This is a genomic window from Caulobacter sp. GW821-FHT12D05 (assembly GCF_058807295.1).
The window spans coordinates 198956-222347 of sequence record NZ_JBXAQO010000004.1 but is presented as its reverse complement, the minus strand read 5'-3'; the positions used below and the strand labels follow the sequence as shown (position 1 = coordinate 222347).

Sequence of the window (23392 nt, the reverse complement as noted above, 5' to 3'; positions counted from 1 at the left end):
GCGCCCTGATCTGGCAAGCGCCTCCGATGCAGGCTTGCCAACAATTCTACATTTAGCTAAATGACTAATTATGAGCCAGGTCTTCAAAGCCCTTTCCGATCCCACCCGCCGGCGCGTGCTGCAGCTGCTGCAGCGCGGACCATTGAGCGCAGGGGAGCTTTGCGACCATTTCGAATTCTCCAAGCCGACCATGTCGGCCCACTTCGCGGTGCTGAAGGAAGCCGACCTGGTCCATGCCGAGAAGTCGGGCAAGTCCGTCCTCTACCATCTGAAGCTCTCGGTGCTGGAAGAGGCGCTGCTGGGCTTCGTCAACTCCTTCGGCGATCCGTTGGAAGCGCCGGAACCCCAAGAGCCGGAGATCGTGCGATGAACAAGGAACTGGTCGGCAGCTTCGCCTGGGGCGGTGGCATCGTCGCCCTGGCGCTGGCCGCCACCCTGGCGCGCAAGCTGGGCTATGTGGATCAAGAGACCGTCATGCGGATGGTCATTGGCGCCAATGGCCTGATGATCGCCTGGTACGGCAATCGCATGCCCAAGACCTTCGTGCCGGAAGCCTGGGCCAGGCAAGCCCGGCGGATCGCGGGCTGGTCGCTGGTGCTGAGCGGGCTGGTCTATGCCGGCCTGTGGGCGTTCGCGCCGATGCAGACCGCGGTCGTCGGCGGCAGCGGCGCGATCATTGTCGGGATCGCCGTGACGCTGGGCTACTGCCTGGCGCTGCGCGACAAGGCGAAAGTCGCCTAGCCCACCGCCTTATCCCACCGCTTGGGCCGCCAGGTCGCGCCAGCCCTTGGCTTCCTTGCGGAAGTGGCTGTGGGTCTTGGACAGGCGCTTGTCGATCTCGGCCAGCTTGGCGCGGGCCTCGTCCTTGCGGCCCATGCGGGCCAGGAAGACGGTGTAGCGGGCGATCCCCTCGAAGCCCGGATAGTGGTCGGCGGCCCAGCTCAGCGCCGTCTCGGCCTGCTCCTCGCGGCCCAGGGCGTGGTAGACGCGGCCCAGGGCCAGCATGGTGTGGGGCGTGCGGCCGGCATTGGGCTGCTCGCCCAGCTTTTCCAGCAACGGCAGGGCCTCGGCCGGGCGGTTCAGCTCGATCAGGGCGTTGGCGCGGCCCAGCAACAGCTGGGCGTCGTCGGCGTACATGCCCGTCAGGCTGTCGGCATAGAGGCGTTCGGCCTCGGCATGCTTGCCAAGCTCGGTCGCGGCCACGGCCATGCGGACGCGGTTGGCGACCGTGGGGGCGTCATCGACGGCCTGGGCGGCTTCACGATATTCGCGCTGCGGATCCAGGGCCTTGCGGGCCGCCGCGCCGACATTGCGCGCGGTCTTGCCGCCCCAGAACTGCGGACCCAGCACGGCGACCAGATAGACGGCCCCGCCCACGGGCTGGAACGCCAGGATGATCCACAGCCAATACATCTGCTGGCCCGTGCGCACGGCGTGCACGCACAGCGCGATCGAGAACAGCATCGACAGGCCCAGCAGGGGCAGCGGGAGCGAGAGCATGCTTGGCTGTTTCTCTCGACCTGGGCCGGTCGTCAATCGTCCTTGGCGGGCTTCCTGGGATCCGCCTTCGGGGCGGGCGCCAGGCGCATCACCTCGGCCTGGTAGCGCTCGTCGTCGCCCACGGCGGCGAAGGGCAGGGCGTCGGCCAGGGCGTCCAGCATCGGGTCCAGCCACTGGTGCTCGACCTTTTGGAAGTCGCCCAGCACATAGTGCATGACCGCGTCCTTGTGACCCGGATGGCCCACGCCAATGCGGCCCCGGCGGAAGGCGTCGCCGACCTGGCTGGTCACCGAGCGGATGCCGTTATTCCCCGCAGCCCCGCCGCCGGCCTTCATGCGAAAGCGGCCCGGCGCCATGTCGATCTCGTCGTGGAAGACGATGACGTCCGACGGCGCCAGCTTGAAGAACTTCATCGCCTCGCCCACGGCGCGGCCGCTCTCGTTGTAATAGGTCTTGGGCTTGAGCAGCAGCAGCTTGACCACGCCGTCGGGCGTCGAGACCTGCCCCTCGCAGGCCAGGCCCTGGAAGCGCGCGCGCCACGGGGCCGTGCCCCACTTCCGCGCCAGGGCGTCGACGGCCATGAAGCCGACGTTGTGGCGGTTCTTCTCGTACTTGGGCTCGGGATTGCCCAGGCCGGCGAGGATCAGCATCGCTTGGATCTCAAGAGGACAAAGAAAAACGGGCGGACCCGAAGGCCCGCCCGCTTCTTAGATCGGTTCGGAAACCAGACCGAGAGGCGATTAGCCTTCGGTGGTGGTGTCGCCGGCGTCCGACTGGGCGGCCGACGAGGCCTTCAGAGTCGCGATCACGAAGTCGCGGTCCACGGCCGGCTTCACGCCTTCCGGCAGCTTCACTTCCGAGATGCGGATGGTGTCGCCGATGTCGTGCGAGGCCAGGTCGATGACCAGCTCTTCCGGGATCTTGTCGGCCGGGCAGGCCAGTTCGACGGTGTGACGGATCACTTCCAGCGAGCCGCCCTTCTTCATGCCGACCGAGATGTCGTGGTTCTTGAAGTGGACCGGCACTTCGATCTTGATCAGCTGGTGCTCGCTGACGCGGAACAGGTCGAAGTGGATCGGCTCGTCGGTGACCGGGTGGAACTGGACGCTCTTGGCGATGACGGCTTGCTTTTCGTCGCCGTGTTGCAGGGTCACCAGGTGGCCCAGCAGCTTGCCGGTGTACAGCGACTTGCGGAATTCGTTGACCTTCACGGCGATGTTCACCGGAGCCTTGCCGCCGCCGTACAGGGTGCCGGGGACCTTGCCCTCGCGGCGCACGGCGCGCGCGTTGCCGGTGCCGGCGCCTTCACGGACTTCAACGTTCAGAATGATCTCGACCATGGTCATGTCTTTCTAGAGAGCCGAACGCTCTCTGCTGCGACCCAGCGCCTATGGCTGTATTGCCACGCTCGCCAGCGTCTTTTTAGGGTCGCGCTACATACACAAAAGGGCCGGGCGACGCAACGCCCGGCCCTTTCGCTAGATTTTGAGGGCTGAAATCAGCCCTTCTTCTTGGCCGCCGTCTTGGCCTTGCGCGAGTTGGAACCGGCGCCCTTCACGGCGATCGACTCCTTGACCGGCAGGGCGCGCGGCGGCTCGGGCGGCAGGCTGGCGCCGGCGCCCTTGACCACGCAGGCGCCCGTATCGATCAGGATGTGCTGACCCAGGCAGAAGATGTCCTCGTAGTGCGGCTTGGACACGGCCAGGCACTGGTAGAGGTTCAGCTTGGCCATGTTCAGGCAGTTGGCCGTGGCCCAGTCGGTGCTGAGCGCGTCGATGGTCGGCAGGTTGTTGTCGCCGGCCGCGCCCAGGGCCGCCAGGGCCGCCACGGCCAGGCCGCGGATGACGATCGGCTGGTAGGGGGCGGGAGCCGCGCGCGGGGTCAGGCCCAGCGGCTGGCCGCCGGTCGAGGCCTGCTGCAGCACGGCCACGTCGGCGCTCTCGGCCAGGGCCGGGGTGGCCGACAGGGTCTTGGCCGAGGCCAGGCGACCGTCGCGATCGACGACCGAGGCCTTGGACCACGAGGCCTTCTGCACGTCATAGGCCGACTGCTTCACGGCCTTGCCGGCCATGTAGACCTTCAGGCCGTCGCCGCCGATCTGGTCGATGATCAGGCCCGCGGCGCTGTCGGCGCCCTTGAACACGGCCGCGTAGGATGGGTTGGAGGTGATGTTGGCGATCATCTCCTGGCGCTGGGTCGGATTGGCCGCCACTTCGCGCACCGAGGCGACGAAGGTCGGGTCCTGCAGGGCCAGGACGGCGGCATAGGCCACCGCGCCGTTCAGGAACGACTTGCTTTCATAGGCGGCGCCGACCTTCAGCGAGGCCTGGATCTGGTCGCCGTTCTGGAAGCTGGACGACACCTGGCCGGCCCGCGCCATATAGCCGCGGAAGGCGCTGGCGCGCTCGACCAGGCTGGCTGACAGGGTGATCGGCGGCGGAGGCGGCGGCGCCTGGACGACCGGCGGCGGGGCGGGGGGCGGCGGCGAGCTACAGGCGGCCACCAGGGCGGCCAGCGCCACCACGGTCGTCGTCAGGACGACGCGCGTACGCGAAATGGAACGCATTCTCGAAACTTCCCCATCAAGTCTTGGCGGCCGGCAGGTCCCCGAGGCGGCGCATAGCAGCCCGGGCCGGCGAGATTGTGACTGTCGCCCCGTTAACCAGACTTTTACAAGCGTGACCGTGCGAGAGGCGAGTTTAGAGACTGCTCCGCCCCCACAAGCAGAAAAAAGCGTGTCATCCCGGCCGCAGCGAAGCGGAGAGCCGGGACCCAGGAGCCATGGCAATGCGGCTGCCCCTGGGTCCCGGATAGCCTCTGCGAGGCTTCCGGGATGACACGTATTTTTAGAGCCGCCCTTAGTCGAACAGCTTCGACACCGACTCTTCGTTCGCGATCCGGCGGATGGCTTCGCCGATCAGCGGGGCGCACGAGACGTAGCGGATCTTGGGGCAGGCCTTGGCGGGGTCCGAGGCTTCGATCGAGTCGGTGACCACCAGCTCGGTCAGCACCGAATTGGCCACGCGATCCACCGCCGCGCCCGACAGCACGCCGTGGGTGATGTAGGCGCTGACCGACTTGGCGCCGTGGCTCATCAGAGCCTGGGCGGCGTTGCACAGGGTGCCGGCCGAGTCGGCGATGTCGTCGAACAGGATGCAGCGGCGATCCTTGACGTCGCCGATGATGTTCATGACTTCCGATTGGCCCGGTCCCGAGCGGCGCTTGTCGACGATGGCCAGGTCGGCGTCTTCCAGGCGCTTGGCCAGGGCGCGGGCGCGCACCACGCCGCCGACGTCCGGCGACACGACCATCAGGTCCTCGCCCATCGGATAGTTGCGGCGGATGTCCTCGGCCATCAGGCGCGAGGGCAGCAGGTTGTCGGTCGGGATGTCGAAGAAGCCTTGGATCTGGCCGGCGTGCAGATCCATGGTCAGGACGCGGTCGGCGCCCGAGCGGGTGATCAGGTTGGCGACCAGCTTGGCCGAGATCGGCGTGCGGCCGCCGGTCTTACGGTCCTGGCGGGCATAGCCGAAGTACGGCAGCACGGCGGTGATCCGCTTGCCCGACGCGCGCTTCAGGGCGTCGATGCAGATCAGCAGCTCCATCAGGTTGTCGTTGGCCGGGTAGCTGGTCGACTGGATGACGAAGACGTCCTCGCCCCGCACGTTCTCGTCGATGGTGACGAACACCTCGAGGTCGGCGAACCGGCGCACCTGGGCGCGGGTCAGCGGCATGTCGAGATATTCCGCGATCGCCTGGGACAGCGGGCGGTTGGAGTTGCCGGACAGCAGCTTCATGGGGATATCTCGGGGGTGGGGGGCGGCCGATGCGGGGCCTTCTAGCAGTGATCGCCCCGGGCACAAGTGTTAACGGCCAGACTTTTTCGCTTCCGTACGCGGAGCATCGGCCGCGTGGCTTCGGCGCCTCATGATTCCCTAGGCTTCCAGGCTGATCGCCGACAGCAGGCGGCCGTAGTCGCCCTCGTTGTTCAGGAAGGCGCGGCGGTTGGAGAAGAACCACTCTTCCTCCGCCCGCGTGTCGCGGCCGACCCATTCGCGGCGCTCGACGCCGGCGGTCTTCAGGCGGTCCAGCACGAACGACGGCAGATCGAAGAAGCGCTTGTCCTCGGCGACGCCCGGCTTGAAGAACCGGCCCGAGCCGGGGCAGTCGGCCTCGAAGCGGTGCAGGAAATCCAGGCCCACCTCGTAGGACCTGGGACCAATGCAGGGGCCGACGACGCCGGTGATGCGCTCGGGTTTGGCGCCCAGCTCGACCATGCAGTCGACGGCGGCCTGCACCACGCCGTCCAGCGCTCCACGCCAGCCGGCGTGGGCGGCGGCGACGATGCGAGCCTCGGGATCGACCAGCAGCACCGGCGCGCAGTCGGCGGCCAGGGCGCCGCAGATCACGCCCGGCGTCTTGGTCACCACCGCGTCACCCTCGGGACGGACGTCGCCCCACGAGCCGTCGGCCTTGATCGCGATGGTCGAATGGATCTGGTAGCAGGTGTTCAGGTCTTCCGGATCGCCGCCGAACCAGCGCGCGGCGCGGGCGCGGTTCTCGACCACGTCGGCCGGATCGTCCTTGCTGCCCCGCCCGACGTTCAGGCTGTCATAGATCCCCGTCGAGGTCCCGCCCTTGCGCGTGAAGAAGGCGTGCTTCACCCCCGGCAGGCTGGAGAGCAGGGGCGACTGGATGGTCGGCAGGTCGGGCTTCTTGACGGTCATGTCGCGTCCTCGAAGAGGGGGGGCGAAAGGTCGGGCGCGGTCAGGCACGCGACCTTGAACAGAGCGCCCATCTGCGCCTCTCCGATCAGGCGATCAAGCTGTCTTGCGACCTGATCGGCGCGATCGGGGCGAGCCGTAGCCAACGCCTGGGCGCGGGCTTCGATGCCCAGGGCGGTCAGGAACTCGGCTTGCGTGATGACGGGGCCGGCCTTGGCGCCGGTCTCACGGGCGGCGGCGACCACGGCGGGGAAGTCGGCCCAGACGGTCAGGTCGGCCAGGCCGGCGGTCTTCAGCGGATCGACCTTCTGGTGGCCCTGGATCGCCTGCAGCGTATCGCCGGCCTCGGGCGTGGCCCGGCCGTAGTCGATCAGCAACGCCGCGCCGCCGTCGGCCGCGAGGCGATGGGCGATGTCGGAGGCGAGGGCCGCCTGGGCGGGGGAGGATTCCCAGATCTGGCCAATGCTCCCTTCCCCCTCGATGGGGGAAGGGTTGGGGATGGGGGTGACTTCGGCGGTGGCGGCTTGGCGGCGGCGCGCTTCATCGTGCGCAGCAGTCACCCCCACCCCTGCCCCTCCCCCATCAAGGGGGAGGGAGGTCTTCCCTAGATTTCGAAGCCCGAACGCCAACGCGCCGTCCTCGCCCAGCCCGATGACCCGCTCGGCCCAGCCGTCCCTGGTCCGCACGAACTGGCGGGCGGGCAGGCAGTCCAGAAGCTCGTTGGCGACCAGGATCATTGGCGCGCCGGCCGGCACTTCGTCCAGGCGGCCGACCCAGCGGGGCGCATCGCCCAGCTTGGCCGCCTGCCGAGCCCGCAACGGCGCCGACACCTCGACCAGCCACATCTCGGCGGCGGCGAGAAAGTCAGGCTCCAGCCGTCCCGCCCGCAGCAGGTCGCTCATCAGCGTGCCGTCGCCCGGACCCATCTCGATCAGGCGGAACGGCGCCGGCCGGCCCATCCGCGTCCAGGTCTCGATGGCCCACAGGCCGATCAGCTCGCCGAACATCTGGCTGACCAGCGGCGCGGTGATGAAGTCGCCGCCGGCCCCCAGATCAGGGCGCATGGCGTAGTAGCCGTCGCGCGGGTCGTGCAGGCAGCGGGTGAAGAACTCGGGGACGCCGATCGGCCCGTCCTGGGCGATCTGCGCCTTCAGGCGATCAAGCAGGCTCATGGGCCTCTTCGACCACCGGTTCCTTGAACGCCTTCCACATCAGCCAGCCGCCGACCAGGATCATCGGGGTCGACAGCAGCATCCCCATGGTCAGGCCCAGCGGGAAGTCGGGCATGCCCAGGTCGGGGTTGCGGACATTCTCCAGCGACAGGCGGAACAGGCCATAGGCGATCAGGAAGGTCGCGACGATCGCCCCGCGCCGTTGCAGCCACTTCAGGCGATAGACGGCGAAGGCCAGGATCGCGAACAGCAGCAGGCCTTCCAGCCCGGCTTCGTACAGCTGGCTGGGATGGCGCGGCAGTGGGCCGGCCGGGCAGATGTGCTGCGGGTGGCTGGCCTGGATGGTGGCGTTGCAGAAGATCATGCCGAACGGGCTGTCGGTCGGACGGCCCCACAGCTCGCCGTTGATGAAGTTGGCGATGCGGCCAAAGAAGATGCCGATCGGCGCGACCGGCGCGATCAGGTCGCCCAGCTTCAGTACGTCGATCTTCTGCTGGCGGGCGAAGAACCAGATCGCCGCGCACACGCCCAGGAAGCCGCCGTGGAACGACATGCCGCCTTCCCAGACCTTGAAGACGTCCAGCGGATGCGCCGCCAGCCAGATCCGCTGGTCCTGGTTCAACAGCATGTAGAAGAAGATGTAGCCCAGCCGCCCGCCCAGGATGATGCCCAGCGTGATCCACAGCACCAGGTCGTCGATCTGCAACGCCGTGGCCGTCGGCGTGCGACCGCCCCACAGGCTGGGCGTGCGGGTCATGCGGATGGCGAAGCGCCAGCCCAGCAGGATCCCCGCCACATAGGCCAGGGCGTACCAGCGCAGGGCCAGCGGCCCCCATTGCAGCGCCCAGGGACCGATGTGAACGATCGGGTCGATATCGGGGAAAGGCACGCGGCGAGGCTCCGTGCGAGACAGTTGGTCGCACTCCTATAGCCTTGGGTCTTCGCTTTCATCCACCGTTTCCCATATAAGGACGGTCGCCCACCCTCGGGCCTCTCGGAACCACGATGCACAGCCAGAACCCCTTCCTCGACGAATTCGCCAAACTGACCCAGGCGGCCATGGGCATCGCCCAGACGGCCGGCGAGGAGGCGAAGACCGCGATGCGGGCCCAGGCCGACCGTCTGGCGGCCGAGTTCGACCTGATCCGTCGCGACGATTTCGAGGCCCTGAAGGCCGAGGTCGCCGCCCTGCGCGAAGAGGTCGCCAGCCTGAAGGCGGCCAAGAAGGCGCCCGCCAAAAAAACCGCGGGTTCAGGCGAGTAGCCGAATCACCGCTCGCTCGCGACGTGAAGCGAGTTGAGACGAACGCAACGAAGCAGATTAGTGTCCCCTGGTACGTGAGCGATTCATGGCGAGGGCAACCCCCGCCGTCGCGGGCGGGGACGTAGGTTTTTCATGGACACCCAACCGGAAGACGACGACGTCCTGATGGCTCTCGATCCCCTCGAGGTGGTCGAACATGTGCTGTCGGCCGAAAATCTCACCTTTGATCGCACCGAAGACGGTGACCTGGCGTTCGCGCTGAAGGGCGACTGGAAGGACTACGAGCTGTGGTTCGCCTGGCGGCCCGAGGCCGACTGCCTGCAGCTGTGCCTGTCGCTGGACCTGCGCGCGCCGAAGTCTAAACGCGCCAACGCCTATGAGCTGCTGGCCCTCATCAACCAGCGCGTCTGGCTGGGCCACTTCGAGGTCTGGACCGAGGATGGCGAAGTCGTGTTCCGCCACGCCCTGGCCCTGCCGGCCGGCGAGCGTCCGACCATGGCCCAGGCCGCCTCGATGATCGACGCGGCGGTGGAAGCCGCCGACCGCTTCTTCCCGGCCTTCGAATTCCTGCTCCAGGGCGCCAAGACCCCGGACCAGGCCATGGCCGCCTGCATGTTTGAGACGGTGGGCCAGGCCTGATCTGCCGCTTGGCCCTTGGCCGAGACGGTTTCGAAGCTTAAGGGCTCCGGCGAGACATCGTCGGAGCCTTTTCCATGACCCCCATCCTTCTTCTCGGCGCTGGACGCATGGGCGGGGCTCTGGCCGAAGGCTGGCGCGACGCCGGCGCCTTCTCGGCCGCCGACCTGATCATCCGGGATCCGAACGTCGACGCCGCTGCGTTCGAGGGCGCGGCAGTCAATCCGGCGCTGGAGGCGCTGGGCGCGGCCAAGACCGTGCTGCTGGCCGTGAAGCCGCAGATCTGGCGCGAGGCGGTCAAGGACGTGGTCCCGCACCTGGCGGCGGACGCGGTGGTGGTGTCGATTGCCGCCGGGGTGCGGGCGGCGGATATTTCCGAGGCCTTTGGTGGTCGTCGCGTGGCGCGGGTGATGCCGACCACGGCGGTGGCGATCGGTCGGGGCACGGCGAGCATCTTCGCCGAGGATGCGGATGCTCGCGCGGCGGCTCACGCGTTGTTCGCGCCGGTGGCGACCGTGGTCGACCTGCCCAGCGAAGACCTGATGCACGCGGCGACGGCCGTGTCGGGTTCGGCGCCGGCTTATCTTTATGCGTTCGTGGAGGCGCTCGAGGCGGCTGGCGCGGCTCAAGGCCTGAACGCTGAAGACAGCGCCAAGCTCGCCCGCGCCACGATCATCGGCGCGGCGGCCCTGATGGCGCGCGGCGGCGAGGAGCCAGCCGAGTTGCGCAAGCAGGTGACCTCGCCGGGCGGCACCACGGCGGCGGCGCTGAGCGTGCTGATGGGCGAGGGCGGGTTCGGCGACCTGCTGCCCAAGGCGTTGGACGCGGCGGTCAACCGCTCGAAAGAACTGGGCGGCTGAGCTGACCCCTCCACCGCCTACGGCGGTCCCCCTCCCCCAAAAGGGGGAGGAGAGGGCGGTGGTCTTCCTCCGCCACCCCTTTGGGGGCGGACAGACCTCGCGTAGCGAGGTCAGGTGGGGGGTCTTGCTGAGTCAGCCTTCCTACCCCCATTTCTCCATCCATGACCGCCGAAACCCTAGACCGCGCCGCCGACGCCGCCCTGGCCCTCGCCGCCGACAAGGCCTGGCCCGCCGTCACCCTCCGAGACATCGCCGCCAAGGCCGACCTCCCGTTCCCGGACCTGTACGCGGCCGCGACCAGCAAGCCCGCCGTCCTGGCCCACCTCTCCGCCCGCTTCGACCACGCCGCCCTGGCCGTCGACTATCCGGAAAACTCCGAACCCCACGACCGCCTGTTCGACGCCGCCATGGCCCGCCTGGAAGCCATGGAGCCCCACCGCGCCGCCCTGCTGGCCATCGCCGGGGCCGAAGGCCCGTTGGCCTCGGCCGCCCGCTTCCCCCGCATCGCCCGCGCCATTCTGGAAGCCGCCGGCGTCCCCGCCACCCCGCCGCGTCTCATCGCCATGACCGCCGTCTGGGCCCGCGTCGTCCAGGTCTGGCGCGATGACGAAGGCGCCCTGAACCGCACCATGGCCGAGCTGGACAAACGACTTAAGCACATGGCCGACCGTCTGAAGCAGATCGGCGCGGGTTACGCATGAGTCACTTCCCCGTCGCCTGCCCCGAAGTCCCCGTCGCCAACCTCGCCGAGGGCGTCGCCTATTGGCGCGACAAGCTGGGCTTCACGGTCGACTGGTCCGAGGCCGAGCTCGGCCTGGCCGGTCTCTCGCAGGGCGACAGCCGCATCTTCATGGCCGACGCGGCTTATCGTGAACCGCTGGGCGCGCGCGGGCCGATCATGCTGTGGCTGAACGCCAACGATCGCGCCGAAGTCGACGCCATCCACGCCCGCTGGGCCGCGGCCGGGGCGCTGGTCGCCGAGCCGCCGCAGGCCCAGCCCTGGAAGCTCTACGAGTTCTTCGCCCAGGATCCGGACGGAAACCACCTGCGGGTGTTCTACGACTTCGGCTGGGAGGAGCGGGGCTAGCCCGGCAGCCGGATCAGGGCCCGCAAGCCCCCCATCATCGACCGCGACAGCACCAGGTCGCCGCCCAGCCCTCGCGCCATGTCCCGCGCGATGGCCAACCCCAAGCCCACGCCCTTCTCGTTCTGGTTCCGGCTTTCGTCCAGGCGCGAGAATGGCTTGAAGGCCTCTTCGTACTTGTCCTCGGGGATCCCCGGCCCGTCATCGTCGACGGCGATCTCGACGCCGCCGGTGAGCCGCGCCGTGGCCGTGACCTTCACCCGATCCGCATGGGCCACGCCGTTGTCGATCAGGTTGGCCAGCGCCCGGCGGAAGGCCAGCGGCCGCAGCCGCGCCTCCAGCCCCCGGGTGATCTCGGTCTCGATCATCGCCCCGCCTCGCTCGGCGTCGGCGACCACCCCCTCGACCAGTTCCGACAGGTCCACGACCCGCGCGTCCTCCCCGCCCTCGCCGCGGGCGAAGGCCAGGTACTCGTCGATCATGTGCTCCATTTCGGAGAGGTCGCCCTTCATGGCCTCCAGCTGCTCGCTGGGCTCGGACATGGCCATTTCCAGCTTCAGCCGGGTCAGGGGCGTGCGCAGGTCGTGGCTGACGCTGGCCAAGAGGGCGGTGCGCTGCTCGATGTGGCGGACGATACGGGCCTTCATGGCGATGAAGGCGTAGGCGGCTTTTCGCACCTCGCGCGCGCCATGCGGCTTGAAGTCGGGGTCCTCGCCCCGGCCGAAGGCGTCGGCGGCGTCGGCCAGGCGCTCGATGGCCCGCACCTGGTTGCGGATGAACAGGATGGCGATCGCCGTCAGCAGCATGGTCGCCACCACCATCCACAGGATGAAGATGTGGCCCTGGGTGGCATAGGCCCGGTCGCGCAGGGCGTAGATCTGCAGCACGCCCCCCGGCACCTGCACGCGGATGTCGATATAGGCCGTGTAGCGGGTGGTATCGAACCAGAACGGGTTGTCGAGCCGGTCCTCCAGCGCCCGGTCCAGCGAGCGGTCCAGGGCCGCGAACAGCGAGGGCCGGTGGCCGGTCGGCAGCTTCTTGCCCGGCTGGAAGGCCAGGGACAGCGACATCGAGTCCTCGGCCCGCTTGGCCAGCTTGTCGACGGCGGCGGGACTTGGATCGTCCTCATAGGACTGCACGGCCCAGGCGATGTCGCCGGCCAGGCCCTCGGACAGGCGCGAGGTCACCGCCTGCCAGTGGGCGTCGAAGAACGCCCAGGTCACGGCGATCTGCATCACCGCCACCGGCAGGATGATGATCAGCAGGCTGCGCCCGAACAGGGTGGTGGGCAGCAGGCGCTTGAGCGGTCGAGGGATGTTGAAGCGGGCGCTGAGCGGCATCAATCCGGCGCCAACCGATACCCAACCCCCCGCACGGTCTGGAGATAGCGCGGGTTCTTCGGGTCGGGCTCGATCTTGCGGCGCAGGCGGGTGACCTGGACGTCGACGGCGCGGCCGGTGGCGTCGGCGGTGTCGCGGGCCAGTTCCAGGCGGTCGACCGGCTCGTGGGCCGAGCGGGCCAGGCGGCGCAGCAGCGTCACCTCGGCCTCGGTCAGGCGCACGGCCTCGCCGTCGCAGGTCAGCTCGCCGCGGTCGCTGTCGAAGGCGCAGTTGCCCAGGCTCAGCGCCTTGCTGCCGGTGGGCCGGGCCTGCGAGCGGCGCAGGATGGCCTCGATGCGCAGCAGCAGTTCCTGCGGCTCGAACGGCTTGCCCAGATAGTCGTCAACGCCGCTGGACAGGCCCTCGATGCGGTCGGCGGTCTGGTCGCGGGCGGTCAGCATCAGGATCGGCGTGCGGCCGCTCTCGCCGCCCTTGGACCGCAGGCGTTTGGTGAAGGCGTAGCCGTCCTCGCCCGGCATCATCACGTCCAGCACCATCAGGTCGAAGTCCAGCGCGCCGAACAGGCGGTCGGCCCCGGCCGCGTCGGCGGCGGCGGTGACCCGGAAGCCGGCCCGGCTGAGGAATTCCTTGATCAGCTTGCGCAGGCGATCGTCGTCGTCGACCACCAGGATGTGGCGCTCGCGGCGCTCTTCCGGAGTCATGGAGTCGTCCGTCGCGGGGCGCCGATGCCCTGGCGGGGACCGGCGAGGGCGGCCAGGATCCGCCGCGCGCCCGCCACGCCGTCCAGCCCGCCGGTGCGATAGGCCCGCGCCAGCAGCGCCCGCAGGCGCTCGGCCGTACGCTGTTCGAAGGCCACGCCTTCGGGGGTCAGGGTCGCGGGGCGGCGGCGGCCATCCAGGTCGCCCGAGCCGCGCTCGACCAGGCCGGCCTTCTGCAGGTCGGCCAGGGTGCGGCTGGCCGCTTGTTTCGACAGGCTGGTCAGCTTGGACAGGTCCTGCACCCCGATGCCCGGCCGGCGGCGCAGCAGGAAGGCCGCGCGCCAGTGCGAGCGACCCAGCCCCAGGGTCTCGCTCTCCAGCGCCGCGTCGACGGCGGCCCACAGGGCGGCTTCGGCTAGCAGGATCAGTTCCAGCCCGCCATCCAGTTCCTCCTCGCGGAGGATCAGACGGGGATCGTCCGAACCGGGCTGTAGCGGGGCTATCATCACCAAGAGTCCATTTTATTTGACGCGTTGGCCCTCGGGGCGTCTAAGGGCCGGGTTTCCCATAAGGAGGTCTTGGGCCGATGTCTCTGGTTCCCTTCGACGATCGTGACGGCTGGATCTGGCTGGACGGGCAATTTGTACCCTGGCGCGACGCGAAGGTGCATATTTTGACCCATGGCCTTCACTACGCTTCGTCGGTCTTCGAGGGCGAGCGCATGTACGGCGGCGAGATTTTCAAGCTGACCGAGCATACCGAACGCCTGTTCAAGTCCGCAGAGATCCTCGATTTCAAGATCCCTTATAGCGTGGCCGAGATCGACGAGGCCTGCAAGGCGACGGCGGCCAAGAACAATCTCACAGATTGTTATGTTCGTCCGATCGCCTGGCGCGGCAGCGAAATGATCGGTGTTTCGGCGCAACAGACCAAGATCCACGTCGCCATCGCCGTGTGGGACTGGCCCAGCTACTTCGATCCGGCCACCAAGGCCAAGGGCATCCGCCTGACCTGGGCCAAGTACCAGCGTCCGGACCCCAAGACCGCTCCGGTCGCGGCCAAGGCCGCCGGCCTCTACATGATCTGCACCATCTCCAAGCACGCCGCCGAGAAGGACGGTTACGCCGACGCGATGATGCTGGACTATCGCGGCTATGTGGCGGAAGCCACGGGCGCGAATGTGTTTTTCGTCAAGGACGGCGCGCTGCACACGCCCAAGCCGGACTGCTTCCTGGACGGCATCACCCGCCGCACGGTGATCGACATCGCCAAGGGCAAGGGCGTCGAGGTCATCGAGCGCCACATCCAGAAGGAAGAGCTCTCGACCTTCACCGAGTGCTTCATCGTCGGCACCGCCGCCGAGGTGACCCCGGTCTCGGAGATCGGCGAGTTCAAGTTCACGCCCGGCAAGCTGTCGCTGGACCTGATGGACACCTATGCCGCCCTGGTGCGGAACGAGGAACTGCAGCCGGCCTAGGGCGCAAGCGTCCGTCGCTAGAAATGATGACGCCGCCCGGGGAGACCCGGGCGGCGTTTTTCGTCTGTCCGCCACGGGGAAGGCAGAAAAAAGCTCAGAGGAAACTTCAGACCTTCAGTCCAGCTAAGCGGCGCTTTCAACCAAGCCGGTTCAGCTAATTGACGCCCGCTCGCCTTTCGCTGAGCCGTGACTGTGCAGTCCACCCTCAGCTGCAAGCAGGCCCTATGGTTTGGAGGGGGAGCCAAAAGGCACAAAGGTTGTGAGTTGGTCGGTTACTTCGTTTAACGCAAAAACATTTATACACTGAATCATGCCGCTGTTCGGCTTCGTGTATAGATCCGGTAACTCCTCTTCAGTGCCGTCGGGCAGTCGGCGGAATATTTTACCGTGACTTGGCCGCTCCTGCCGGTAGCCCGATATCACGCCGAATAGCGCGGCACCTCCGTGTGCCCCCCTCCCGTATACGGGGGCACCCGAGAAACCTGGATTATTAAAGCCGTCAAGAATCGCGATTGATCCAGCGGGTCCGCTAATAACGCCGCTAAACAATGCGCCTCGCGCAAGTGGTGTCGGATATTCGCCCGGATAAGTGTTTACTAGGTCGTGAGGGAAGCCCAGAAACAAAAGCTCTCCGCCGATCGGCATTTGAGATTGTTCCGGAAGTGGAAGGTCGTCACTCACGGAGAAATTCTCTGCGACGAACGCACAAACGTCCATTGTGTCGTGCAGCTTGATCTCGGATATTTTGAGCTGACTCCAGCCTCCGTTGTTTTGGATGTAGACATTGTCGCCAACCTTGGCACCCCTCACTACGTGAGCCGCGGTGACTAGACAAACGCCGCCGCTCGCGCGGTGAAGGAACGCCGTCCCTGTTCCTCCCGAATAGCGAATGCGAAATACTCGGTGCATCTCAGCGCTGATGACAGGGTACGCCACGCGATCTCCTTTGACGAATGCAGCGTCAAAAGCACGACCATACAGCGAGCTGGAGCTTGCGAGCAACGGTGACGCTTATTGCTGTCCCTAGCCTCCGATCAAACGTCCGCAATGGGCCCCTCTCTCTATGAGAGGGTTATTTCCCCGCCGCCGCCATGGCCGCCGCCACCTCGGCCCGCGCCATGGCGATGTCGCGTTCGAACGCTTCCGAGGCGTGCTCGGCGCCATAGATCACCGCGCCGGACATCACCCCGGCCTCGGTGGCGCTGACGGTGTGGCTGCCGCAGATCCAGCGGCTCTGAGCGTAGTCGCGGCCGCGGGCATAGAGGGCGTCGGCGCGCGCGGGGACGACCTCGGCCAGGATCATGGCCACGTGCTCGCCAAAGGCCGAGTGGCCCGACGGATAGTCGGGATTGGCCGTCAGGTCGGGGCGCTTGGGCTCGCAGACCGGGGCGGCGTCCTTGCCCACATAAGGCCGCTGCGTGCCCCAGTGGGTCTTGGCCAGGCCGACCACTGAGCGGTCGTCGCCGGCGCGTTCCAAGAGGGCGTTGAGGATCGGGGCGTTGGCGGGGGTCAGGGTCACGCCCAAGGCCGCTTCGAAGTGGTGCAATGCCGTGCCGGTGACGTCGTCGGTCGCCTGCTTCCAGCGCGGGGTGTCCTTCAGGGAGCGGGTCTGGTCGAAGATCGCCGCGTCGGCCAGGGCGCGGGGCGAGCCGGGCTCGGGCGGCTGCGGCAGGATCTTGGTCAGGTCCGGACGGGCGGCGGGTTGCAGGTAGCCGCGCGCCGGCGCGCCGGGCAGGGCCTCGATCGCCAGGCCGTTGCAGGCCTTGGCGGCGCGGACGGGGTTGCAGACCGCCACATCGCCGCCGGCCAGGCGCACCGTGTAGCCGCCCGGCAGGCGCGGATCGGCCCACATGTAGTCGGTCGAGACATACTGCGCGCCGCTGGTCAGGGCGGCGGTGCGCTGGCGGACGTCATTGGTCCGCGCGGCCCAGGTGTCGGCGTCGGCGCGGGTGCGGACGATGAAGCCGGCCTTCACGGCGGCGGCGATGCGGTCCTTCTGGCCGATCGGGTCGTTCAGGGTCAGGTAGGCGGCGGCGGGCGAGGCCTCATCGGTGTTGATGAACACCGCCCGGCCTTCCAGCGAGGCGCGCTTGCCGCGATAGATCGCGACCTTCTCAGGGGACTCGTCGAGGGCGAAGAACACCTTGCCGCGCGCCGCGCCCAGCTTGGGCCAGCCGCCGGCCAGGACGCCCTCGCGCAGGGTCTTGGCCTTGCCCTGCACCTGGTCGGGGGTGATCAGGCGGTCGTCGCCGAACACCGAGCGGATCTCGGCGTCCAGGTCGTCATAGAGCTTTTCGGTGAAGACCAGCGGGACCACGCCGCCGGGGATGGTCGCCGCGCCTTCCTTGGCGTTCATCATGATCAGGATCGGCGCGTGGTCGCGGTGGGTGTCCGACCAGGCGCGGACCTCCTTCAAGCAGGCCACGAAGGTCACGCACGAGCTGCGGAAGTCGACGTCGGGCATGTGGATGGTCTTGAAGCCCGGCTTGGCCATGGCGGCGGCGACCTCGGGGGTCATTACCGTGCCGCGTCCGAACACCGTCAGGGGCTTGGCGTAGCGGCCGCCCTCGGGGTCGGCGACGATGTCGATCTCCAGCTGGCGGGCGCCGGCGTTCAGCTGCTCGGCCAGCGGACGGTGGCCGTAGTCGATGCCCAGGGCCGGCTGGCCCTTCGCGGCGACCATGGCCGCCATCTCGTCGGCGGGCGGCAGCAGCTTGTAGGAATTGTGCGTGCCCACGGCCATCAGGTCGTTCATGCCCAGGGCGTCCATGCGGGCGCGGACGCAAGGCGCGCTCTCGTCGCCGGCGGGGCAGGGCGTGGCGGCGACCGCGAGGGCGGCGAGCAGGGGCAGCATGGGCGAACTCCGGGAACCAGAGCGTCGCAGTTATCGGCGCTTTGTGAAGCTTTGACGTCAGGCGCGGATCGCGGGGCAGGCGACTCGGCTTGATCGCGGCGGGGTTCTTGGGTTTCTGCCTCCCAGGGTAGAGCTTGGGCGAGCATGAAGCCGACCGAAGACGACGAACAGCCGCCGTTTCCGCCGGATCACCGCACCGGGTGGGAGATCGCGGGCGTCTATACGCGAGCGTGGTTCTGGCTGCTGGCCTGGCCGGTGGGCGTGGTCGGACTTCTGCTGATCCTCAGCCAGGCGCCGTTCGGGGACTACGCCTGGGGGCGATGGGCCTTCAAGGGTCTGCTGTTCTGCGGCGGGATCATCGCCCTTGTCCTTGGCCTCCTGGCTTTCAACCTGGCCTTATCGTTCTTGTCCTTGCCCTTCAGGCGCAAGCGCGCGACGCCGGAGGCGCCGCGGCGCATGGCGCGGCTTTCCCCGGCCCAGATCGAAGACCAGATCGCCGACGCTCGCGAGGTCTTGGGCTTCCTCCGCGACCCGCGAAAACGGCGCGGCTGGCAGCGGTGGCTGGCGTGGCTGGAAAGACAGTCGAATATTCCGCCAGCGGCGCGTTCGACCCTCGCGCCAGGGGTCTATCACGCGAAGAAGCCGGCCTGGATCAAGGCGAGCCTGGGGGGCGTGTTCATGGTCGCTCTCACGGTCTGGCTGACCTGGGACCGCGATCCATGGGCGCGTTGGGGTATTGCAGGCTTTGTCGGCCTGATCACGGTGGCCGGGCCCGCCGTCCATTTTGGCGAGCGCCTGGAGCTCACGAACGACAGCCTGGCCTACTATCGCTTCGGTCGTCTCCGGTGGACGGTTCCGCGCGAGCACATCGCGACCAAGGGTGAGGATATCGAGACGTCGTCGTACGCGCTCCACGACCTCCGCACCGGCAAATGGTTGGCGTCGATCAATGGCGAGACCTTCGGCGTCGAGATCGTCGAGGCCCTGGCCGACCTCTTCCCGCCGATGATCGAACGGGAAGAGGCCTGACCGAGAGGCCTTACGCCGCCTCCTGCTCCTCGTTCGCCGGCACCTGGCGAATGAGATAGTCGAAAGCCGACAGCGAGGCCTTGGAGCCTTCGCCCATGGCGATGATGATCTGCTTGTACGGCGTGGTGGTCGCGTCGCCCGCGCCGAAGACGCCGGGGATCGACGTCTCGCCGCGATAGTCGACCTCGATCTCGCCACGGTTGCTCAGCGCCACGCCCGAGTCCTTCAGCCACTCGGTGTTGGGGACCAGGCCGATCTGCACGAACACGCCTTCCAGGTCGACGCGGTGGACGCTGTCGTGGTTGCGGTCCTTGTAGCTCAGGCCCGACACCTTGCCGTTCTCGCCGTGGATCTCGGTGGTCATGGCCGAGGTGACGATCTTGACGTTGGGCAGGCTGGCCAGCTTGCGTTGCAGGACGGCGTCGGCGCGCAGCTGGCTGTCGAACTCGATCAGCGTCACGTGGGCGACGATGCCGGCCAGGTCGATGGCCGCCTCGACGCCGCTGTTGCCGCCGCCGATCACCGCCACGCGCTTGCCCTTGAACAGCGGGCCATCGCAGTGCGGGCAGTAGGCCACGCCCTTGTTGCGGTACTCGGCTTCACCGGGGACGTTGACGTTCCGCCAGCGGGCGCCGGTCGACAGGATGACGGTGCGAGCCTTCAGGGACGCGCCGTTCTCCAGCTTGATCTCGTGCAGGCCGCCCGGCGCCTTGGCCGGCACCAGACCGACGGCCTTCTGCAGGTTCATCACGTCGACGTCGTATTCCTTGACGTGCTGCTCCAGCGCCGTGGCCAGCTTAGGACCCTCGGTATGCGTGACCGAGATGAAGTTCTCGATGGCCATGGTGTCCAGCACCTGGCCGCCGAAACGTTCGGCCGCGACCCCAGTCCGGATCCCCTTGCGGGCGGCGTAGATCGCCGCGGCCGCGCCGGCCGGACCGCCGCCGATGACCAGAACCTCGAAGGCGTCCTTGGTCTTGATCTTCTCGGCCATGCGATCGGCGGCGCCGGTGTCCAGCTTGGCCAGGATCTGCTCGACGTCCATGCGGCCCTGGCCGAACGGCGCGCCGTTCAACAGGATGGTCGGCACGGCCATGACCTGGCGTTCCTCGACCTCGGCCTTGAACAGGGCGCCGTCGATGGCGACGTGGGTGATGCGCGGGTTCAGGGCGCTCATGGTGTTCAGCGCCTGCACCACGTCGGGGCAGTTCTGGCAGGACTGCGAGAAATAGGTCTCGAAGCGGTAGTCGCCGTCCAGCGCCTTGATCCGCTCGATGACCTCGGCGTCGATGCGCGGCGGGTGGCCGCCGACGTGCAGCAGGGCCAGCACCAGCGAGGTGAATTCGTGGCCCAGCGGCAGGCCCGCGAAGCGCACATCGGCGTCCCCAGCGGCGCGGGTGATGGCGAACGACGGCTTGCGCGCATTGTCGCCGGCCAGGTTCAGGCTGACCTTGTCCGACGTCGACGCGACGTCTTCCAGCAGCGCCAGCATCTCCTTGGACCCCGCGTCATCGGCCAGGGAGGCGACCAGTTCGATCGGCTGGCGCAGGTTCTGCAGATAGGCAGTCAGTTGAGTCTTCAGACCAGCGTCCAGCATGAGGCGCTCCCAAAAAGCTGAGGGGGAGGAAAGGTAGGCGTTCGATTTTCGGGGGGAGGATCGAACGCGGCGTACGATCAGAGGGTTGCGCGGCCGCCCGTCCAGCGGGCGGCCTGCGCGGTAGTCCGTAGTCTTAGATCTTGCCGACCAGGTCGAGCGACGGGGCCAGGGTCTTTTCACCCTCTTCCCACTTCGCCGGGCAGACTTCGCCCGGGTGCGAAGCCACGTACTGGGCGGCCTTGATCTTGCGCAGCAGTTCGATGGCGTTGCGGCCGATGCCTTCGGCGGTGGTTTCCGTGAACTGGATCACGCCTTCCGGGTCGATCAGGAAGGTGCCGCGGTCGGCCAGGCCGACGCCCGGACGCATCACTTCGAAGTTGTTGGTGATCGTGCCCGAGGGGTCGCCGACCATGTGGTACTTGATCTTGCCGATGGCCGGCGAGCTGTCGTGCCAGGCCTTGTGCGAGAAGTGCGTGTCGGTCGACACGGCGTAGATCTCGACGCCCAGGCGGGTGAAGACGTCGTAGTTGTCAGCCAGGTCTTCCAGCTCCGTCGGGCAGACGAAGGTGAAGTCGGCCGGGTAGAAGAAGACCACCGACCACTTGCCCTTCAGGTCGGCGTCGCTGACGTCGACGAACTTGCCTTCCTTGTACGAGGTGGCGGTGAAGGGTTTGATCTCGGTGTTGATCAGCGACATGAGACGCTCCGGTTGAAAAACGATGCGCCCTTGTAGCGAACGGGTTTCAGATTAATCAAATTGATAAAACTAGTTCTGACGATAGAGTGGATCTATCAATCTCGCAAAAGCGAGATGGGTCCGGGGTTTGACGGCCGGCCGGGTTGGTCGGATGATGAATTATCGAATGTCGAGTACGGTTTTTGGGCGGGTCGTGCGTAAGGCGCGGTCATAAAAACTTGTGGGAAAGCTTGGCCGTGGAGGCGGATGAGCGCTCCTCCCCCCGTTGGGGGAGAGCCATGTCGCCTAGGTCAGCCGCCGTAATCGAAGTTGGACGGCTTCTTCGACTTGCCACCGAAGGCGTAGCTTAGACCCAGCGTGAAACGGCGCGAATTGTTGTCGTAGTCCACGCTCTGTCTCAGGCCAGGCTGGGTGACGTATTCCCGGGCCTGGCTGGTGTTGAGCACGTCGCGCGCAGTGGCGACCAGCGACAGGCGTTCGTCGATCTTGTGGCGAAAGCCCAGGTTCAGCGTGCTGCTGGCCGGCGCGTAGCCTTGCGGCGTCAGGCGCTTGGCGCGGAGCTGGGCGTTCAGCTGGAAAAGATCGGCGGAGGTGATCTGGCAGTTCAGCGAACCCTTGCCACCGACCAACAGCGCCGAACGGCTCTTCGCGCCGGTCAAGCCTTCGGCGTCGATCTCGGAATAGGTCGCCGTCGTGCTGGCGGTGTAGGTGAGCCTGGAGGTCAGTCGCCCTCCCACCGATAGCTCCAGACCGACGTTGCGCTTGCGGCCCAGGTTCTGCTTGGTCGACAGCAAGGTCCCGGCGTTCAGCGGCGTGACGATGTCGGTGACCGTATCGCGGATGTCCCGGTAGAACACCGTCGCCAGATGATAGGCCGGGCCGTCGCGATACTCGTAGGAAGCCTCGACGCCAAGGGTTTCCTCCGGCTTCAGGGCCGGGTTGCCGGCCGTGACCGTCAGCGCGCCGGCGGTGTTGGGGAACGGGTTCAGATCGTCGGGATCGGGCCGCTCGATGCGTTGTGTGTAGGACCCCTTCAACTGGCGCTGATCGTCGAGGGCGTAGCTGAGGTGCAGTGACGGAAAGGCGCGGGTGTCGGTGTCGCGATGCGTCCCGCCCAGGGTCAGCTGCTCGGTCTTGATGCGCGCGCTCTCCACGCGCAGTCCTATCAGTGCGGTCAGCTTGCCGAACGGCCGCTCCAGCGTCGCATAGGCCGCGGAGACCACCTGGCCGTAGTGGAAGCGGTTCGTCAGGCTGGGGTCCGGACGAGCCGTCGCCGCGTCGGCTCCGCGCGCGCCGCCGTTCTCGTAGAGATAGCCGTCGTCTTCGACCTGGGCGCCGGCCGTCAACTTGGCGTCCTTCGGCAAGGGTTTGCGGTAGTCGGCGGAAAGCCGCGTCAGGGTCTGGTGCTGGTCGAAGTCTATGGCCTGATAGGCGCCCGACGCCGGTGCGCCGCTCAGGTAGGCGTAGGGTTGGCGGTCCTTGTTGATTGTCGCGCTGTGATCAAGGTCCAGCGTCAGGTCGTGATCCTCGCCGGCGAACTTGCGCACCAGCTGAGTCTCGATCTCGTCGTCATAGACCCGATAGGTCTTGCGGCCGACGCGCGTGGACGAGGTCTCGCGTCCCGGGGCGCGGATGTCGAAGGCGTCCGCCTCATGGGTGACCCAGTCGAGCCGCAGGTGGTGGGCGTCGGCGGAAAGCTGCGTGCGCTCGCCGGCCTCGTATTGCGCCGACAGATGGAGGTTGCCGAAATAGGCGGATGTGCGCCCCTGATAGACGCCGTCGCTCTCGACATCGCCAGACAGGTCACGGTGCTCGCGGGTCCTTTTCTTGAGGATGTTTCGCCGGACGGAAAGGTCACCGTTCAGCGACAGCTTGCTGGCGTTGTAGCCGACGTTGCCCGCGCCGTTCGCCAGGCCCTGGTCGCCGACATTGGCCTGCAGCGAGCCGGTGATTCCGGCCCCCTTGGCCTTCTTGCTGATCAGGTTGATAACCCCGCCCGAGCCGTTGGCGTCGAAGGCGGCCGACGGGTTGGTGATGATCTCCACCCGCGCGTATCGGTCGGCGGGTAACTGCTGCAAGGCGGCGGCGCGACCCGCGCCCTTGAACAGGCCCGAGGGCTTGCCATCGACCAAGATGGTGACGTTGGGATCGCCGCGCAGCGAAAGGTTCCCCTCCGGATCGACCTCGACCGACGGCAGATTGCCCAGCGCATCGCCGATCGAACTCGTCTTGGCCTGTAGGTCGTCGGAGAGGCTGTAACTCCGGCGATCGATCCGGGTCTGCACGCCCGCTTGCGAGGGCGCGGAGATGACGACTCCGTCGATCTTGTTGGCTGGCGCGGGCGACGCGGGGGCTTGGGCTAGGACGGGTTGAGCGGCAAAAATAACGGCGAGGCCCAACTGGCCAAGCAAAACTCTCATCGCCGCATCTCACCCTGAAGGCTGTAAAAAGCCGAGCAACC

At 67.4% G+C, this 23392-nt stretch carries 25 protein-coding genes and 2 pseudogenes; 10 read left to right on the top strand and 17 right to left on the bottom strand.

Annotated features, from left to right (window positions below):
- Positions 1–70: 70 nt before the first annotated feature.
- On the top strand, positions 71–370 hold the full coding sequence (locus AC1RRR_RS19170) for an autorepressor SdpR family transcription factor (RefSeq protein WP_492815493.1): 300 nt from the start codon (positions 71–73) through the stop codon (positions 368–370).
- The gene (locus tag AC1RRR_RS19165; RefSeq protein WP_492815492.1) at positions 367–741 is read left to right on the top strand and encodes an ammonium transporter; all 375 of its coding nucleotides are present in this window, start codon (positions 367–369) and stop codon (positions 739–741) included. Before AC1RRR_RS19170 ends, AC1RRR_RS19165 begins: the two co-directional genes overlap by 4 nt.
- 9 nt (positions 742–750) lie before the next feature.
- On the opposite strand, the gene AC1RRR_RS19160 is transcribed toward AC1RRR_RS19165, so the two are convergent.
- The 4 genes from AC1RRR_RS19160 to AC1RRR_RS19145 all read right to left on the bottom strand — a co-directional run bounded on the left by AC1RRR_RS19160 (position 751) and on the right by AC1RRR_RS19145 (position 4066).
- Positions 751–1500 carry a tetratricopeptide repeat protein gene (locus AC1RRR_RS19160; RefSeq protein ID WP_492815491.1) on the bottom strand — a complete coding sequence of 250 codons (750 nt, stop codon included), beginning with the start codon at positions 1498–1500 and terminating at the stop codon, positions 751–753.
- 32 nt (positions 1501–1532) lie between these two features.
- Positions 1533–2150: an aminoacyl-tRNA hydrolase gene (pth, locus tag AC1RRR_RS19155; protein WP_492815490.1), complete on the bottom strand. Its 618-nt coding sequence runs from the start codon at positions 2148–2150 to the stop codon at positions 1533–1535.
- A gap of 90 nt (positions 2151–2240) precedes the next feature.
- Complete coding sequence (locus tag AC1RRR_RS19150) at positions 2241–2840, bottom strand: 50S ribosomal protein L25/general stress protein Ctc (RefSeq protein ID WP_492815489.1); 600 nt, start codon at positions 2838–2840, stop codon at positions 2241–2243.
- Positions 2841–2998: 158 nt separating this feature from the next.
- Entirely contained in the window at positions 2999–4066 is a 1068-nt protein-coding gene (locus AC1RRR_RS19145) for a hypothetical protein (RefSeq protein ID WP_492815488.1), read from the bottom strand.
- A 140-nt stretch (positions 4067–4206) separates the two neighbouring features.
- Here AC1RRR_RS19145 and AC1RRR_RS19140 point away from each other — a divergent pair.
- Positions 4207–4311, top strand: a pseudogene (locus AC1RRR_RS19140) (hypothetical protein); the annotation flags it as partial.
- Positions 4312–4358: 47 nt separating this feature from the next.
- Here the strand turns inward: AC1RRR_RS19140 and AC1RRR_RS19135 are convergent.
- The 4 genes from AC1RRR_RS19135 to lgt form a co-directional block, all read right to left on the bottom strand.
- On the bottom strand, positions 4359–5297 hold the full coding sequence (locus tag AC1RRR_RS19135) for a ribose-phosphate pyrophosphokinase (RefSeq protein ID WP_454717983.1): 939 nt from the start codon (positions 5295–5297) through the stop codon (positions 4359–4361).
- Positions 5298–5435: 138 nt separating this feature from the next.
- On the bottom strand, positions 5436–6227 hold the full coding sequence (pgeF, locus tag AC1RRR_RS19130) for a peptidoglycan editing factor PgeF (RefSeq protein WP_492815487.1): 792 nt from the start codon (positions 6225–6227) through the stop codon (positions 5436–5438).
- The gene (locus tag AC1RRR_RS19125) at positions 6224–7396 is read right to left on the bottom strand and encodes a class I SAM-dependent methyltransferase (protein WP_492815486.1); all 1173 of its coding nucleotides are present in this window, start codon (positions 7394–7396) and stop codon (positions 6224–6226) included. Before AC1RRR_RS19125 ends, pgeF begins: the two co-directional genes overlap by 4 nt.
- Positions 7383–8285 carry a prolipoprotein diacylglyceryl transferase gene (lgt, locus tag AC1RRR_RS19120; RefSeq protein WP_492815485.1) on the bottom strand — a complete coding sequence of 301 codons (903 nt, stop codon included), beginning with the start codon at positions 8283–8285 and terminating at the stop codon, positions 7383–7385. Before lgt ends, AC1RRR_RS19125 begins: the two co-directional genes overlap by 14 nt.
- 116 nt (positions 8286–8401) lie before the next feature.
- On the opposite strand from lgt, the gene AC1RRR_RS19115 reads away from it, so the two are divergent.
- The 5 genes from AC1RRR_RS19115 to AC1RRR_RS19095 all read left to right on the top strand — a co-directional run bounded on the left by AC1RRR_RS19115 (position 8402) and on the right by AC1RRR_RS19095 (position 11242).
- Positions 8402–8659 (top strand): accessory factor UbiK family protein, encoded by a 258-nt coding sequence (locus AC1RRR_RS19115; protein WP_454717979.1) that lies wholly within the window; start codon positions 8402–8404, stop codon positions 8657–8659.
- Positions 8660–8791: 132 nt separating this feature from the next.
- Positions 8792–9298, top strand: coding sequence for a type III secretion system chaperone family protein (locus tag AC1RRR_RS19110; RefSeq protein WP_223392991.1), 507 nt, complete (start codon positions 8792–8794; stop codon positions 9296–9298).
- A 74-nt stretch (positions 9299–9372) separates the two neighbouring features.
- Positions 9373–10155 carry a pyrroline-5-carboxylate reductase gene (gene proC, locus AC1RRR_RS19105; protein ID WP_492815484.1) on the top strand — a complete coding sequence of 261 codons (783 nt, stop codon included), beginning with the start codon at positions 9373–9375 and terminating at the stop codon, positions 10153–10155.
- Positions 10156–10316: 161 nt separating this feature from the next.
- The gene (locus tag AC1RRR_RS19100; protein WP_492815483.1) at positions 10317–10856 is read left to right on the top strand and encodes a TetR family transcriptional regulator; all 540 of its coding nucleotides are present in this window, start codon (positions 10317–10319) and stop codon (positions 10854–10856) included.
- The gene (locus tag AC1RRR_RS19095; protein ID WP_492815482.1) at positions 10853–11242 is read left to right on the top strand and encodes a VOC family protein; all 390 of its coding nucleotides are present in this window, start codon (positions 10853–10855) and stop codon (positions 11240–11242) included. Before AC1RRR_RS19100 ends, AC1RRR_RS19095 begins: the two co-directional genes overlap by 4 nt.
- Here AC1RRR_RS19095 and AC1RRR_RS19090 read toward each other — a convergent pair.
- The 3 genes from AC1RRR_RS19090 to AC1RRR_RS19080 are packed head-to-tail and all read right to left on the bottom strand — an operon-like array spanning position 11239 to position 13783.
- Positions 11239–12579, bottom strand: coding sequence for an ATP-binding protein (locus AC1RRR_RS19090; protein WP_492815481.1), 1341 nt, complete (start codon positions 12577–12579; stop codon positions 11239–11241). The two genes, AC1RRR_RS19095 and AC1RRR_RS19090, sit on opposite strands and share 4 nt — an antisense overlap.
- Positions 12579–13280 carry a response regulator gene (locus tag AC1RRR_RS19085; protein ID WP_492815480.1) on the bottom strand — a complete coding sequence of 234 codons (702 nt, stop codon included), beginning with the start codon at positions 13278–13280 and terminating at the stop codon, positions 12579–12581. The genes AC1RRR_RS19090 and AC1RRR_RS19085 overlap by 1 nt, the downstream gene beginning before the upstream one ends.
- Positions 13277–13783 (bottom strand): MarR family winged helix-turn-helix transcriptional regulator, encoded by a 507-nt coding sequence (locus AC1RRR_RS19080; RefSeq protein WP_492815479.1) that lies wholly within the window; start codon positions 13781–13783, stop codon positions 13277–13279. Before AC1RRR_RS19080 ends, AC1RRR_RS19085 begins: the two co-directional genes overlap by 4 nt.
- Before the next feature lie 80 nt (positions 13784–13863).
- Here AC1RRR_RS19080 and AC1RRR_RS19075 point away from each other — a divergent pair, with 80 nt between their 5' ends.
- On the top strand, positions 13864–14754 hold the full coding sequence (locus AC1RRR_RS19075) for a branched-chain amino acid aminotransferase (protein ID WP_492815478.1): 891 nt from the start codon (positions 13864–13866) through the stop codon (positions 14752–14754).
- A 222-nt stretch (positions 14755–14976) separates the two neighbouring features.
- Here AC1RRR_RS19075 and AC1RRR_RS19070 read toward each other — a convergent pair whose 3' ends face one another.
- The 3 genes and pseudogenes from AC1RRR_RS19070 to AC1RRR_RS19060 form a co-directional block, all read right to left on the bottom strand.
- On the bottom strand, positions 14977–15690 hold the full coding sequence (locus tag AC1RRR_RS19070) for a hypothetical protein (protein WP_492815477.1): 714 nt from the start codon (positions 15688–15690) through the stop codon (positions 14977–14979).
- Between the two features lie 136 nt (positions 15691–15826).
- Entirely contained in the window at positions 15827–16204 is a 378-nt protein-coding gene (locus tag AC1RRR_RS19065) for a phosphatase PAP2 family protein (RefSeq protein WP_492816564.1), read from the bottom strand.
- A gap of 288 nt (positions 16205–16492) precedes the next feature.
- Positions 16493–17608: pseudogene (locus AC1RRR_RS19060) on the bottom strand (phosphatidylinositol-specific phospholipase C1-like protein); the annotation flags it as partial.
- 144 nt (positions 17609–17752) lie between these two features.
- Here AC1RRR_RS19060 and AC1RRR_RS19055 point away from each other — a divergent pair.
- On the top strand, positions 17753–18637 hold the full coding sequence (locus AC1RRR_RS19055) for a hypothetical protein (protein WP_492815476.1): 885 nt from the start codon (positions 17753–17755) through the stop codon (positions 18635–18637).
- Between the two features lie 10 nt (positions 18638–18647).
- Here the strand turns inward: AC1RRR_RS19055 and ahpF are convergent, their stop codons facing one another.
- The 3 genes from ahpF to AC1RRR_RS19040 form a co-directional block, all read right to left on the bottom strand.
- Positions 18648–20234, bottom strand: coding sequence for an alkyl hydroperoxide reductase subunit F (gene ahpF, locus AC1RRR_RS19050; RefSeq protein WP_492815475.1), 1587 nt, complete (start codon positions 20232–20234; stop codon positions 18648–18650).
- A gap of 133 nt (positions 20235–20367) precedes the next feature.
- The gene (gene ahpC, locus AC1RRR_RS19045; RefSeq protein ID WP_492815474.1) at positions 20368–20931 is read right to left on the bottom strand and encodes an alkyl hydroperoxide reductase subunit C; all 564 of its coding nucleotides are present in this window, start codon (positions 20929–20931) and stop codon (positions 20368–20370) included.
- A 290-nt stretch (positions 20932–21221) separates the two neighbouring features.
- Entirely contained in the window at positions 21222–23351 is a 2130-nt protein-coding gene (locus AC1RRR_RS19040; protein WP_492815473.1) for a TonB-dependent receptor domain-containing protein, read from the bottom strand.
- Positions 23352–23392 lie beyond the last annotated feature (41 nt).